General features: G+C 61.8%; 12 protein-coding genes. 6 read left to right on the top strand and 6 right to left on the bottom strand.

The genetic code is table 11. The features are described from left to right. Positions 1-37 precede the first annotated feature (37 nt). On the bottom strand, positions 38-1204 hold the full coding sequence (locus AB1792_06390) for a hypothetical protein (protein MEW5701841.1): 1167 nt from the start codon (positions 1202-1204) through the stop codon (positions 38-40). 861 nt (positions 1205-2065) lie between these two features. On the opposite strand from AB1792_06390, the gene AB1792_06385 reads away from it, so the two are divergent. The 5 genes from AB1792_06385 to AB1792_06365 all read left to right on the top strand — a co-directional run bounded on the left by AB1792_06385 (position 2066) and on the right by AB1792_06365 (position 9879). Next, on the top strand, positions 2066-3361 hold the full coding sequence (locus tag AB1792_06385) for a CoB--CoM heterodisulfide reductase iron-sulfur subunit A family protein (protein MEW5701840.1): 1296 nt from the start codon (positions 2066-2068) through the stop codon (positions 3359-3361). 4 nt (positions 3362-3365) lie between these two features. Next, positions 3366-5639, top strand: a complete 2274-nt coding sequence (locus tag AB1792_06380; protein ID MEW5701839.1) for an FAD-dependent oxidoreductase — start codon at positions 3366-3368, stop codon at positions 5637-5639. Between the two features lie 269 nt (positions 5640-5908). After that, positions 5909-7087 carry a quinone-interacting membrane-bound oxidoreductase complex subunit QmoC gene (gene qmoC, locus AB1792_06375; GenBank protein MEW5701838.1) on the top strand — a complete coding sequence of 393 codons (1179 nt, stop codon included), beginning with the start codon at positions 5909-5911 and terminating at the stop codon, positions 7085-7087. Positions 7088-7196: 109 nt separating this feature from the next. After that, positions 7197-9386: a SulP family inorganic anion transporter gene (locus AB1792_06370; protein ID MEW5701837.1), complete on the top strand. Its 2190-nt coding sequence runs from the start codon at positions 7197-7199 to the stop codon at positions 9384-9386. A gap of 55 nt (positions 9387-9441) precedes the next feature. Next, positions 9442-9879, top strand: a complete 438-nt coding sequence (locus tag AB1792_06365) for a hypothetical protein (GenBank protein MEW5701836.1) — start codon at positions 9442-9444, stop codon at positions 9877-9879. 213 nt (positions 9880-10092) lie between these two features. Here AB1792_06365 and AB1792_06360 read toward each other — a convergent pair whose 3' ends face one another. Genes AB1792_06360 through AB1792_06345 form a run of 4 tightly spaced genes read right to left on the bottom strand, consistent with a single transcriptional unit; the run spans position 10093 to position 12067 of the window. Next, entirely contained in the window at positions 10093-10587 is a 495-nt protein-coding gene (locus AB1792_06360; protein MEW5701835.1) for a hypothetical protein, read from the bottom strand. Between the two features lie 46 nt (positions 10588-10633). Next, positions 10634-11083: a hypothetical protein gene (locus AB1792_06355; GenBank protein ID MEW5701834.1), complete on the bottom strand. Its 450-nt coding sequence runs from the start codon at positions 11081-11083 to the stop codon at positions 10634-10636. Between the two features lie 47 nt (positions 11084-11130). Continuing rightward, on the bottom strand, positions 11131-11445 hold the full coding sequence (locus AB1792_06350) for a zf-HC2 domain-containing protein (protein ID MEW5701833.1): 315 nt from the start codon (positions 11443-11445) through the stop codon (positions 11131-11133). Positions 11446-11449: 4 nt separating this feature from the next. Continuing rightward, entirely contained in the window at positions 11450-12067 is a 618-nt protein-coding gene (locus tag AB1792_06345) for a sigma-70 family RNA polymerase sigma factor (GenBank protein ID MEW5701832.1), read from the bottom strand. Positions 12068-12156: 89 nt separating this feature from the next. Between AB1792_06345 and AB1792_06340 the strand changes: the two genes are divergently transcribed. After that, positions 12157-12714, top strand: coding sequence for a peroxidase-related enzyme (locus AB1792_06340; GenBank protein MEW5701831.1), 558 nt, complete (start codon positions 12157-12159; stop codon positions 12712-12714). Positions 12715-12817: 103 nt separating this feature from the next. Here the strand turns inward: AB1792_06340 and cobA are convergent, their stop codons facing one another. Then, positions 12818-14395: a uroporphyrinogen-III C-methyltransferase gene (gene cobA, locus AB1792_06335; GenBank protein MEW5701830.1), complete on the bottom strand. Its 1578-nt coding sequence runs from the start codon at positions 14393-14395 to the stop codon at positions 12818-12820. Positions 14396-14795 lie beyond the last annotated feature (400 nt).

The raw sequence follows: 14795 nt of genomic DNA, 5'->3' as shown, positions 1-14795 counted from the left end.
TTCAAACCCGTGCCGCCTGCCTTCCCGCGGTGGGGATTCACCGTCGCACGGCACGCGGCCCGCCCGCAGGCAACAGCTTGTACCCGGCAACAAGCAGCGGCAACGCAAAGCAGAAGTATGTGATGTCGAACCGATCCCCCCAGAGCGCCTCGGCGAGCCCGGTCGAGGCCACGATCGAAAGAAACGACACCGCGGCCGCAACGAAGAGCACCGTGCCGGAGATCAAGAACATGCTGGCCAGCGACTGCGCCCGCAGACTCAGGAAAACGGCAACGAGGAGCAGGACGACTCCCAGAAAGACGGGCAGTTGCGCCAGCAGACGCTCGGAGGTCAAAGGCCCGAAGCGCGCAAAGGCGCCGGGGTCCCAGAACCAGAAGGGCAGCAACGTCGCCGTGAATGTCAACAGCGACGCAGCCAACAGCTCAACGGCGATTCGACGCTGGCGACGGAAGACGAACACCAGGTAGGTAATCCAAATGACGAAGGCGACGGCGCGCGTGGACAGGACAAGCCCTCCCAGCACGCCCAGAAGCAGGCGCTGTGTGACACTCGCGCCCGGCGCGAGCTCTTCGATCAGGCATACGGCACCGATCACCAGCACAACATTGCTGAACAGATCGCTGCGCACCATGATCTCATACAGAAATGCCGGCGCCGTTAACACCAAGAGCAGACCTGATGCGGCCTGCGCCGGCGCATGGTGGCGGAGAATCAGCGCCAGGATGATGAAGCTGATGATCTGGAGAAGCCCGACATTGCCCAGCAGATGGAAGGGGAGCATGATAGCAAAGAGCCCCGGGAATCCGGAATGCAGGTGTGGCGGCCGATACGGAAAATCGGCATGCAGCAGGCGTCGCAGCCACTCGTTGGCGGCGCTGTAACGGCCGCTCCGTGTCCCTTCCGGATCAACGCGCAGCATGATCAGAAGCAGAACGACCGATGCCACGACCACAGCGGCCACATACGTCGCGCGGCCCCGCAGCATCCGGTCGACGACACCGCTGTCGGCCACCAGGAACAATGCCGCTGCCAGGGCACCGTAGGCCACGCAGGCCCAAAACGGCGAGATACCATACCGCGGGACGTACTTGGCGATGAACAGTAGGTTGATAAGGGGATAGACCAGAAGGAGAATCCACCACGCGACACGAACGCGGCGATTCCTCTGCGTGCGCTCTTGTGGGTTGACTTTGCCGCTCACCATCGCGGGACTGATCTCGGTTCAGGCAGGACGGGCCATCGTGTCTGCGTCCGAACCAGTGTACCAACGCCCGACGCGCGGGATCAAGCGTGTTCGCAGTGTCTCTGCGGCCTGTTGAAAGAGCCCTCCCACACCGGGAGATTGCCTCGTCGGCGGTTCACTGCCGCGAACCACCTCCTCGCAAACACACTCTGAGAGTGTATGATGGAATGGCTGGAGACGGACGATACCCTCACCCCAGCCCTCTCCCTGAAAGGGAGAGGGGGGAAGACTAACCTCTCCCTCCGGGAGAGGTCGATCCGCCGTAGGTGGATCGGCCTGCCCTGAGCGACTTGCCCTGAGCGGAGTCGAAGGAAGTCGAAGGGGTGAGGGCGTTCTTCGTTGTTTCTATTGGAAGCCCGAGTATTGGACAGACTGACAGTCGTTGCGAGGAGGTCCGCCTCAGCGGCCCCGTCGCCGCGATCGCTCCACTCTCCCTTGAGAACGGCCACGGGAAACCCACAGAAATTGTCAAGGATTTTGTGAAATTCCCCCCGAAGCAACCTTGCCTTCTCTGGGAATTCACGAATGCTCTGGCACGGCGAATGTCGACACCGTCCCGTTGCTACGGCCGTTATTCGTTCACCAATAAACGGTTGTGACGGGCCGCGCGGAACTCATGCGACCGCCCCAAGAAGTGCCGCGTCACGGCCTCTGCTCAGGAAGAAAGTACGAAGCCGAATCTGGTGGCAAATTCCCGCACAGTCCGTGAAGAAGATCACAATTATCTTTGACTTTTGCGCCGATTCCATCAATTGTGGTTTGTGCATGTTTCTGTTGGCCGGCGCTGACCGCCGGTGATTCCTGACACACGTGGAGTTTGAAATGAGCGAGAGCACCTCTGTCGGAACTGGTCACGATTCCGGCGGTCCGATCACGGCCGATCTGCTGGTGGTCGGGGCCGGGATCGCCGGGATGACGGCCGCCATCGAGGCGGCGGAGGTCGGCAAGAAGGTCATCCTGGTCGAGCGCGAACCAACCATCGGCGGCCGGGTGGCCGCCTCGCACCAGTACTTTCCCAAGCGCTGCCCGCCGACGTGCGGCCTGGAGATCAATCTCCGTCGCATCCGGGCCAACCCCAATGTGCGGGTGTTGACCCTGGCCGAGGTCACAAGCGTGACGGGCGCGCCCGGTGCGTGGACGGTGCCGATCCGGATGAATCCACGGTTCGTCAACTCCAGATGCACGGCCTGCGGCGAGTGTGCGAACGTGTGCGAAATCGAACGCGACAACCCGTTCAATTACGGGTTGGACAAGACCAAGGCGATCTATCTCCCCCACCTGATGGCCTTCCCCTTCCGCTACGTCGTCGACCCCCGATATGCCGCCGACGAGCGGATGAAAAAGTGCGTCGAGGCCTGCCCGTATGATGCCATCGAACTCGACATGCCACCCCGCACCGTCACGGCCCATGTCGCCGCGATCATCTGGGCGACCGGGTGGCGTCCCTACGATGCGTCGAAGCTCGACAATCTCGGGTTCGGTCGTTTCCCGAACGTCGTCACCAATGTGATCATGGAGCGGCTGGCGTCGCCGACCGGCCCGACCGCCGGACGGATTGTCCGGCTCTCGGACAAGGGGGAGATTCGCAAGATCGGCTTCGTCCAGTGTGCCGGGTCGCGGGATGACAAGCATCTCCCGTACTGCTCCTCGATTTGCTGTCTGGCCACGCTGAAGCAGGCCACATACGTCCGCGCGCAATACCCCGAGGCGGAGATTCACGTCTTCTACATCGACGTCCGCGCGCCCGGACGGATGGAGGACTTCTACACCGACGTCAAGGCCGACGGGAAGATCTTCTTCCATCGCGGCAAGGTCGGTCGGATCACGGAAGTTGCGGGGAGTCGGAATCTGATTCTGGAAGCGGAGAACACCCTGACCGGGGAATTGACCTCATCCGAAGTCGACATGGCGGTCCTGGCGACCGGCATGGTGCCGAATACCAAAGTCGACCCGCTACCGGTGAGCGCGGCGCTCGATGACTACGGTTTCCTGCTGTCGGGACAGAATGCGGGCCTCATCGGTGCCGGAGTCGCGGTCCGCCCGCAGGATGTGGCCACTTCGGTCCGGGATGCCACCGGCGCGGCCATGACGGCGTTGATCGCAGCCACGGGGAGATAGGACGATGGAGATCAAGATCGGCACGTTCATCTGTGAAGGATGCGAGATCGCCAAATCCATCGACCTAGCCAAGCTGGTCGAAATCGCCAAGGGCGACAAGCAGGTCGGTGTCTGTCAGACGCATGGCGCCCTGTGCAGCCCGGCGGGGCAGGACATGATCCACGCGGCGATGGCCGAGGGGCAGTTGAATCGCGCCGTCGTCGCCGCCTGTTCCGAGCGGGTCTTCCCCGAGGAGTTCAACTTCGGCCGCGATGTTCTCGTTGACCGCGTCTGCCTGCGGGAGCGGGTCGTATGGTGTCATCCCCCGCAGGATGAAGACACCCAGATGCTGGCCGAAGATGCCATCCGGATGGGATTGGCCAAGGTCAGAACCAGCCAGCCGCCGGAGCCGTTCATTGCCGAGACCAGCAAGGACATCATGGTGATCGGCGGCGGCACCACCGGGATGACCGCAGCCAAATCCGCCGCCGCCGCCGGGTACAATGTCACTCTCGTGGAAAAAGAGGCGGAGTTGGGCGGGTGGGCTCGGAAGTTCGTCAAGGTCTTCCCGAAAAAGCCACCCTATCAGGACCTTGAGGATCCCGGCTGGGATGCGCTCGTGCGCGCGGTCGAGTCCGACCCGAAAATCACCGTGCACAAGTCGACGGTGGTCGAAAAGACATCCGGGCAGCCCGGGCAATTCGAAGTGGATTTGCGCAATGGTAGCCGATCGACGCACCTCCGGGTCGGCGCCATCATCCTGGCGGCGGGATGGAAACCGTATGATCGCGAGAAACTCACGCGCTGGGGATTCGGAGTCTCGCCGGACGTCATTACCAACGTCGACTTTGAGGCGATGATGGCATCCGGGGAGATCAGACGACCTTCCGACGGAAAGAGCCCGGCCAGCGTCGCGTTCATCCAGTGTGCCGGTTCCCGCGACCCCGATCACCTCCCGTATTGCTCGGCGGTCTGCTGCCGGGTCTCGCTCAAGCAGGCGAAATACATCCGGAACCGTCTCCCCGGGACCAACGTCTTCATCGTGTACAAGGACCTCAGGTCCCCGGCCCAGTATGAGCGGTTCTATGCCTGGGCTCAGGACGACGATGGCGTCTTCCTCACGAAGGGGGAACTCGCCGCCGTCGTGAAAGAGCCCGACGGCAGTGTCAGTCTCGACGTCGGCGAGACCCTTCTCGGTGAGAACATCCGGATCCAGGCCGATCTGGTGGTGCTCGCCACCGGGATGGTTCCCGCCACGAAGGTGGAACCCGACAGCGATGCCGGGGCTGCGGAGACGGCCTCCACAGCGGCCCCGGAAGGAGAAACGGGGACGGTGGCGCCAGCCGAGGGCGTGACCGCCGATGGCAAGAAGGAAGCCGAGTCCGCCGAAAAGGGTGCTCGAATCCTCAACCTGACCTACCGTCAGGGGACCGATCTACCGACGTTGAAATACGGTTTCCCCGATTCCCACTTCATCTGCTTCCCCTACGAGACACGTCGCACCGGCATCTACGCCGCCGGTGCCGTGCGCGCCCCGATGGACTTGGACGCGGCGGGAAATGACGCCGATGGGGCCGCCCTCAAGGCGATCCAGGTGGTGGAAGCGATCGCCCGCGGCGAGGCGGTCCACCCGCGCGCGGGAGATCAGACCTATCCCGAGTTCCTGATGCAGCGCTGCACGCAGTGCAAACGTTGCACCGAAGAGTGTCCGTTCGGCACGCTCGATGAGGACAACAAGGGCACACCGCTGCCGAACCCGCTACGCTGCCGCCGCTGCGGCATCTGCATGGGTTCCTGTCCGGAGCGTATCATCTCCTTCAAGAACTATAACGTCAACATGATGTCGGAGATGATCAAGTCGATCCACGTGCCGGACGAGTTCGAGGAGAAACCACGCATTCTCTGTTTCATCTGCGAGAACGACGCCCTCCCCGCGCTCGACATGGCGGGGATCAAGCGGCTGCAATACAACGCGATGATCCGGTTCGTTCCCCTGCGCTGTCTCGGATCGATGAACACGATCTGGGTGAATGATGCACTGGCGGGCGGATTCGACGGCGTCTTGCTCTTGGGCTGCAAGAAGGGCGATGACTACCAGTGCCACTTCGTGCGCGGCAGCGAGCTGGCCGACTACCGGGTCGGCAACGTCCGCGAGAAGCTGAAACAACTGGTTCTGGAAGAGGAACGCGTGCAGCTCAACGAGGTCTCGATGTCGGACTGCGACCAGCTACCCGCGATTCTCGATGAGTTCTTGGAGAAGATCGAAACGATCGGGCCCAATCCCTACAAGGGCATGTAGACGCTTGCGGCCCCCAACGGAATGAACGGAAATGGTAGATATCCTCGCCCCAACTCTCTCCCGGAGGGGGAGAGGGAAAGACAACCTCTCCCACCGGGAGAGGTCGATCCGGCCGGAGGCCGGATCGGGTGAGGGTGTTCTTCACTCATTCATTATGATAGAGGTTCTTAGGTCAGGCGAACCGGTTCGGCGGATCGCCCTCCCGAAGACGACCGTTCGTCATTTCGTTAGAGGCCCTTGGAGGATCACCACCAAGCTGTGGAGTGCAAATGGCGGAAACCCGGCCACTCACCCCTGACCCCGCGTTGATCCGTGACGTGAAGCGACTCGGCGGGAACACGCTGAAGAAGTGCTTCCAATGCGGCACCTGCTCCAGTGTCTGCAATCTGTCGAGCCCATCGGCGCCCTTCCCCCGGAAAGAGATGGCGTTGGCCGGATGGGGCCAGTCCGAGCGGCTGGTGCGCGACCCGAACGTGTGGTTGTGTCACCAATGCAACGATTGCACGACCTACTGCCCCCGTGGGGCACGGCCCGGTGATGTCCTCGCCGCCATCCGGGCCTATGCCTACAAGCACTTCTCGTTCCCCTCGTTCATGGGACGGGCCTTGGCCACTCCGCGGGCGCTGCCGGTACTCGTTTTTGTCCCCGTAGTCATCCTGCTGGCCTGCGTTGTGTGGCTCGCGCCGCAATCCGTCGACGGCCGCTACCTCTTCGGCACCGCCGCCGTCATCGACTTCAATCTGTTCCTGCCGCACCAGTATGTCGACGCCCTCTTCGTCATCGGCAACATCATGATCTTCATATTCGCCGCCGTGGGGTTCCGACGGTTCTGGAAGGGGATGCAACGGCCGGGGGAGAAGTACGAATTGTCCTTCGTGGGCAGTCTGCTCAAGACAATCCCGGAAGTGCTGTCCCATCGAAAATTCCGGGAGTGTGACACCAACAGGCCGCGCACCTGGGGACACCTGTTGCTCTTCTATGGTTTCCTCGGCGCCATGGTGACGACCGGTGCGATCTTCGTGTCGATCTTCGCGCCGCACTACCTCGAGCAGATCGGGTTGCAAGTGCTCCGCCCGCTCTTTGAGTTACCGCTGAATCTTCCCAACCCGATCAAGATTCTCGGCGCCCTCAGCGGGGTGGCGCTGGCGCTCGGGGGCGCTCTGTTGATCATCCGGCGGTGGGGCAAGAAAGACGAAGTCGGCGCCAACGGCTACACCGACTACCTGTTCCTGTATGTCATCTTCCTGGCCGGGGCGACCGGAATGGCCGCCTGGGTGGCACGCTGGGCCGGCACCGCGACGATTGCCTATGGGAGCTATTTCGCGCACCTGGTTTGCGTCTTCTTCCTCCTCTGGTATATGCCGTATTCCAAGTTCGCCCACATGATCTATCGCTTGCTGGCGCTGGCGCAGGCAAGGCGGCTTGGATACCTCGACCGGCGGAGGTGATGTCCCGGGCGGGTGCCCGTCCGACGCTTTGACATCCGACGGGTGCAGCGTGGAGAACTGACCGAACCTCGGCAGCCGGGACAAGCGATAGCGTTAGGGAGCAGGCCTCGTGCCGATCGTCGAAACCGCCTTCCCCTTCGTCCGCTGGTTCAAGGGGTACTCCTCCGCATCGCTGCGGAGTGACCTGATCGCGGGTGTCACGGTTGCTCTCGTTCTCATCCCGCAGTCGATGGCGTACGCCCAATTGGCCGGGCTCCCGGCCTACTATGGGCTCTACGCCGCTCTGTTGCCGCCCCTGGTGGCTGCCCTGTTTGGCTCCAGCCCCCAACTGGCGACCGGCCCGGTCGCCGTCGTGTCCCTGATGACGGCCGCCTCGCTGGCCCCTCTCGCCACGGTCGGCAGTGAGACCTTCATCACGTACGCCATCATGCTCGCCCTCCTCGTGGGCATCATCCAGTTCGCACTGGGTGCGTTGCGCCTTGGGATGGCGATCAATTTCCTGTCTCACCCTGTCGTCAGCGGATTCACCAATGCGGCGGCGCTGATCATTGCCACCTCCCAGCTCTCCAAGGTCTTCGGCGTGTACGTGGAGGATGCTCCCCATCACTATCAGACGGTCATTCGGGTCATCAAAGCGGCGCTGGCGTACACGCATTGGCCGACGGTTTTTCTCGCGGTGCTGGCATTCGCCGTCATGATGCTGCTCCGGCGGATCAGCCCCCGGCTGCCGGCCGTGCTGCTCGCCGCCGTCGCCACGTCGGTGATTGCCTGGGCGACGGGGTATCACCACGACCACCGGGCGAGCATGACCGACATCCGTTCCGTCGAGGTGACGAAGAAGATCCAGATGTACAACGCCGTCACGGCGGTCCTGGCCGTCAAGTCCCAGACAAACGTCGACCTGGGGCAGCAGATCTCGGGCGCGGAAGAGACGGAAGGCGTCGGGTCGGCCGGTGCGGTGGCGCTGGAGGGTGAAAAGTCACTGCTGCATGTCGGCATGTCCCACATGAAGGCACTGGCCGAGGACTGCCGTCAGGACTTACGCGGCTATCTGTTTCTGGCCGCTCGCGATTTTTCCGGAGGGATGCGGTTCTATCTCAGGGGAGACTCGTCGATCGGCCCGGGCGTCGACGCTGGCGTGTGGCGGCTTTTAGTCCGCCATGGTCCCATCGACGAGACCGCGATGACGTTTCGGCGGGGCGGCGCCATCGTCGGCCAGATTCCCGCCGGCCTGCCGGGCATCCATGTCCCCAGGATCGACTGGGCCGCGGTGCCGCACCTGCTCCCGATGGCGATGATCATCTCCATTCTGGGTTTCATGGAGGCCATCTCGATCGGTAAGGCGATGGCGATCAAGACCGGGAAGCGACTTGACCCCAATCAGGAATTGATCGGCCAGGGATTGGCCAACATCGTCGGCTCGACCGCACAGAGTTATGCGGTGTCCGGGTCGTTCTCACGCTCGGCCGTCAATCTGCAAGCCGGAGCCGTCACCGGACTCTCCAATGTCTTCTCCAGCGGCGTCGTAGTCCTGACGCTGCTGTTCCTGACACCGTTGCTCTATTACCTGCCCGAACCGGCGCTGGCGGCCATCATTATGATGGCCGTCTTCAGCCTGATCCGGGCACGCCCCTTCGTGCACGCATGGAAGGCGCAACGATACGATGGCGTGATCGGCGTCATCACGTTCGCCGCCACACTCCTGTTCGCGCCCCATCTGGACCGGGGCATCATGATCGGGCTGGGGTTGACACTCTTGGTCCATCTCATTCGCGACATGAAACCCCGTATCGCCCTGTTGGCGCTGCATCCCGATGGGACCTACCGCAACCGGAGAATCTTCCAACTGGCCCAGTGCCGTCATATCGCCGTCGTCCGCTACCAGGGGTCGCTGGTCTTCGCCAATGCCGACTACCTCGAAGAGCAGATTCTGGAGCAGGTGGCGGACATGCCGGAGTTGAAGCATGTGCTGATCGTCGGCAATGGCATCAATGAGCTCGATGCCTCCGGCGAGCAGATGCTGTCGGTCACGGTACAGCGGTTGCGCTCCGCCGGATATGACGTCTCATTCAGCGGGCTCAACGACTTCGTGCTGAATGTCATGCGACGAACCGGCCTCTACGATCGCATCGGCGAGGAGCACATGTACCGCAACGCCACGCGGGCCATCGAGAGCATCTGGAAGAAGACCCACGAGTTGTCCCAGGAGACCGAATGCCCGCTGATCGTGCCCGTCCGGGACGTCATCGCCGCGGATCGCGAACCGCCGCGTCGCTGGTGGTCCGCCAGGAGATCCTGAAGGTATGGAGTTACGACGATAGCTGTGGCCACACAACAGAAAGGAAGCACACACGATGTCCAAGAAGGCGGTTCAAGACGAGCTCGTAGCGATCATGCGCAGCTGGCAGAAGATCGAGAACGCCTCGGTCGCCTCGACCGGGAGGGTCATCGAGAAGACCGACAATCCGATCGTCCGGCTGGTGATGGAGATCATCCAGCGCGATTCGCAGATGCACTACCGCGTGCAGGAGTTCATCGCCGACTCACTGAGCACGAAGACGGTGACGCTGACGCCGGATGAGCTGGGCGATGTCTGGGGCATGATCGAGGACCATATCGAGCTGGAAAAGAAGACCGTCGCCATGGCCAGTCAGGCGTTGGCCGCGCTGAAGGGGAGCAAGATGGTCGTGCAGGAATACCTCCTGCACTACCTGCTGGAGGATGAGAACAAGCACAATCACATCCTCGAGCAATTGAGCGGCATCAAGAAAGGGATGTACCCCTACGGTTGATTGGTCGGGCTGAATTCCGCCCCCCCTGGGAGGACGATGTCACCATAGAACCGGACGCGACGACACAGTGGGAAACGGCTCCGCAGGTGCGTCGTCCTCCCAGAGCATCGTTGATCGTGATCGCCTCAACTGTACCAAGGGGAAATCCCATGGCGGAATTTCCCCTGGCACCTGCGAGTTCGCCACGAGCGGGCGAGACACAGGAATGGCATCCTACTTGCGAGATGCGAGTCTCTCCCGCGTCGCTTTGGCCGCCGCTTTCGGGTCCTTGAGCGCCATCTCGTGGCAGGCCTTGCCGCAACAGGCATAAGACTCGCCGTCGACTTCGAGGTAAGGAATCGAAGGGTCGATCACAAACTCCTTCCCACATCCGCACACTGCCTTGGTGCCTTTGTCGGTGACGGCAACAACGTTCGCCACTGCCAAATCGACGCGCGCTGTGCCTGTGAGCTTTGCCGTGGCGGCCTCTGCCATCCGGGCTGCGGCAGCAGGATCCTTCGCAGCCATCTCATGACATGTGTGCGAACAACAGGCGTAGTACTTGCCGTTCGCCGTGACGTACTCGGTCTTGTCGTCGGGCGTGAACACCTTGCCGCATCCGCAAACGGCGACCGAGTTCGCGGCCTTCGACTGGTCGGCGTGTGCCGCTGAGGACATCGCAAGCGGGAACGCCAGCAAGGCGGCCACAAGGGCAGTTCGTTTGATCATCGTCGATCTCCTTTCTTTGGGCAGTTTGTGTAGCAGTTGATTCGGATTATCGCGCTGTCGACAACACGCCGACGTGCCGGCTCACCGACCGGTGCGATAGCCGGTCGAATGTGATTCCGGTGATGATTCCGTAGATGACATGCCCCATCAGACTGGGCATGGCATTCTTCATGCCTTCCACATGAAGTTGCGCCGGCATCCCAAGCCAGATCGGCATAATCAATAGGGTGCCAAGAAACCACCAGATGACGCCATAACCGGCTCCCCAGCCGGCGCCTTGAGCGGGCGTTCTCACTTTGCTGCCGAGAAGAGTCCCGAAGGCTCCGCCGATCAGGGCGCTGTTGATCATATGGACGAGGAATCCGATCACGCTGGAGTGGCTGCCGACCAACTGCGCCACCATCGGCAACATGCCCATCATGCCCATCAGCATGCCGAAGGCCACGCCACCCGCCATCCCGGCCAGTGCACCCAGAATTGGATTTCGTGTTTTCATCACGCTTCTCCTTTTGAGACTGTCGGGAGCAGGCTCCCGATCTCCGTTCACGCGCATTCACGGATCAAGATCGCCTGGAGCTTGGCCTTCGCCCCCGGTACCAGTCGACCCGTGTCTCCCAAGTCCTCACCATCAAGACTCCCCGCCTCCTCGCGGACCAGTGTGCGGAGGAGTCGCAACTGCTCTTCGAACATCGAGCACCACTGACAGAACAGAAGGTGTGTCCGGACCTTGAGCCTGTCACCCAACGACAGGTGCTGGTCCATGCCGGCGGAGACGAGACGCGTTACGTCCTCGCAGCTCGGCATCATGCGGCTCATCAGGCGCATCGCCCGCAGCTTGATTGCCAAGGTTCGTTTCATCGCCTCACCGCTTTCGTGTTCGTCTCTCCTCGAGCCAGTGGATCTCCAGGCACCGTCTCAGACTCTTGCGGGCCCGGTACATCATGACTCGCAGGTTGGTCGTAGAGACCCCCAAAACGTTACAGACTTTTTCTGGGGGCATTTCCTCAACCTCGCGAAGGGTGAAAGCACGGAAGAGCGAGCTCGGGAGGTCATCCAGGCACTTCTTCAGCAACCCCCTCAACTCCTTGGCTTCCAGTGTGCTGTCAGGATCGACCGCCCAATCGGCCGGATGTCTTCCCGTCTTCCAGGACCCGGGGAGAAGGGAACCTGTCCGAAAATCAGGGTCTTCCGTCCACGAGTCGAGATCGGTATCGGAGATTGCCTCTTTGCTCGTCCGGCGGAAGTAGTCAAAGACCTTGTGTTTGAGGATGGATATCAGCCAAGTTTGTTCGTCGGAGAGACCTGAGAACTGGCTGCGTGCCTGAAGCGCGGCCAGAAACGTCTCTTGGACGAGATCCTCCGCGGCGGAGCGATCCTTGACGCGAGCGAGGGCGAAGCGATAGAGAATGTCGCCGTGCCGATCCACCCATGAGCGTGGATCGGAAAGACTATTGCGATTGTGGTCTCCGGCATCGGGCATTGTCTGTTAGATGCAAAACAAATCAAATTCACGATTGTTCACTCCAAATTAGAGTCGATGACGCAGCATACATTCCCTCGGAGGACCATATGGCATGGATCAAGAAGATCCCAATCGAAGAAGCGACCGGGCAATTGAAGTCGATTTTCGATGCGTCGATACAGAGAGCCGGACGAGTGTATCAGATTGTCCACATTCAATCGCAGAATGCTCCTGTGCTCTCAGCGGCCTTGGACCTCTACCGCGCGGTCATGTATGGACGGTCTCCTCTGACCAGGCGCCAACGTGAAATGATCGCCACTGTGGTCTCGACTGTCAATCAATGCCACTACTGAATTGAAGCTCACGGAGAGGATCTCCGTCTCACAGGTGTGTCCACCGACGACGTACAGAAACTAAGATCGGATTGGAAAACGGCGCCCCTGGGTACCGTAGACCGGGCGATTTGTCGGTACGTCGAAAAGCTGACGCGGGAACCGGCTTCGATCGCCCAGGCGGACATCCAGCACCTGCGCGATGCCGGGCTCGATGACCGCGCCATTCACGACGTATGTGCTGTGACGGCGTACTTTGCGTACATCAATCGTATCGCTGACGGGCTCGGCGTCGACTTGGAGCCGGAGATGAATCCACGAGATGGCATCTGAACGCGATCCACACGGTGGGCGCGCTGGCCCGGCTGGCCGGGCTTCCTCCGACGACGGTGCGCCACTGCGACGCCGCGGATTGCTCATGCCGACTTCAGAGGATTCAGGCGCGAGGAGGAAGACTGGAGATAATCCCGGTCCGGTTCGCCTGCCAGAACGCCACCAACTCCCGGACCATTCCCGAAATCGTCCGCGTGCCGGTTTCCAGCGCCACCGACAGTCCCAGAGCGCGAACCGCGTTCGATGCCGCCGGCCCGATCGTCACGATTCCCGTCCGGGCAAGAATCTGCCGCCTTTGGTCGTCCGACAGACTCGCCGACAGAGCCGTCACGGCCGGCCCGCTCGTGAACAGCGCGAGGTCCGGGGGATAGGCGGTCAATTTCTCTTTCACTTCATCGGGCCAGACGAGCGCGTGGGTCTTGTAGACCGTAAGCGGGACGACGTCGATTCCCTTCCGCGTGAGTGTCTCCTCCGTCGTGGAATCGCTGGAGCTCCCGCGCACGCGCACGACCACGGCCGGCGACGAAGCCAATAGGGACGCCAGTTGGTCGGCGGGCGACGCCTCCTTCGCTTGTCCCAACACGAGGTCGGCAGACAGCATGTTGTCCTGCAGCGCACCGACCGTGCGCCCCCCGATCGCGGCGATCTTGTACGCGGCCAACGCACGGATGTCGCCGCGTCGCGCCCGCCAGTGTTCGAGAAAATAGCGCACGCCGTTTTCACTCGTGAAGAGCAGCCACCGCCGTTCCCGGTCGATGCGATCGAAGACGCGCCACCCCTCTTCATCCGTCGCCGTCACCGTCGCAATCGTGGCGAACGGCTGTACTTCCGCTCCGAGCCCGCGCAGCGATCGGTACAGCGGCAGTGCCTGATCGGCCGGCCTGGTCACCAGGATGCGCACGCCGAAGAGCGGTCGATCCTTGATCCAATGGAGCGTGTCATGCAGACTCACGGTCGCGCCGATGACAAAGACCGCGGGGGGACGGATTCCTTGCTGCCGGACCTGCTCCGGGAGCTCGCGCAAATCCGCGCAGATCACACGTTGCGTGGGGAACGTCCCACGCTCGATCGCCGCCGCCGGTGTATCGGGCGGCATGCCGGAATTCAGCAGCCGCGACACGATGTTCTCAATCTCGCCCACGCCCATATAGATGACGAGCGTCCCGGACGGCGCCTGCCCGATCCAATCCCACGGCACGTCCGCCGACTCCTCCCCCACGGACTTATGCCCGGTGACAAATGTCACCGACGACGCCTTCCGTCGGTCCGTGCATGGGATGCCGGCAAAGGCCGGGGCGGCGATTCCGGAGGTGACTCCGGGCACGATTTCAAACGGAATGCCGTGTTCTGCGAGTGCCTGCGCTTCCTCCCCGCCACGCCCAAAGATGAAGGGATCGCCGCCCTTGAGACGGACGACTGCCTTGCCGGCCTGGGCCAGATGGATCAAAAGCCCATTGATCTCTTCCTGCGAGCACTTGTGTTTGCCGGCCTTCTTCCCGACATAGTGCCGCTCGACCCCCTCCGGCAGCGCCGCGATCAACTCGTCGGGAACCAAATCGTCATAAACGACCACATCGCAGGTTCGCAAAAGACGCATGCCCCGGACGGTGACCAACTCCGGCTCTCCCGGCCCGGCGCCGACCAGGTATACGCACCCGCTTGTGTGCTCGCGGTCATCCATGGACTGTCAACCTTTTGGACTTTCTAACAGAATATACGAAAAGAAGACGCCCTCACCCGATCCGCCTGCGGCGGATCGACTTCTCCCGGAGGGCGAGATTAGACTTCCCCTCTCCCCTTTGGGGAGAGGGTAGGGTGAGGGGTCAAGAATCCGCGCACGACACATGCCGAAGCCCCGACGCACCTTGAATCCTCCATCTTGTTACAATCAGTTGCATAACCCGATTTCTGTGCTGTCGGGTGCCCACACCCGACCGCAGCGCCGGGTGTGGGCACCCGGCGCCACGACGCTTGAGAGTGAGTCGTTGGGGTTATGCAACTGATTCTAGTGTCGTGTCCCGCAAGTCCCACGCATAAGTTTCAGGCTTTCGTTTATGCGCCTCGACCATAACCCGTTGCAT

It is taken from the genome of Candidatus Zixiibacteriota bacterium (assembly GCA_040752595.1).
GTDB lineage: Bacteria > Zixibacteria > MSB-5A5 > WJJR01 > WJJR01 > JACQFV01.
This window is presented reverse-complemented; position numbering and strand designations above follow the sequence as displayed.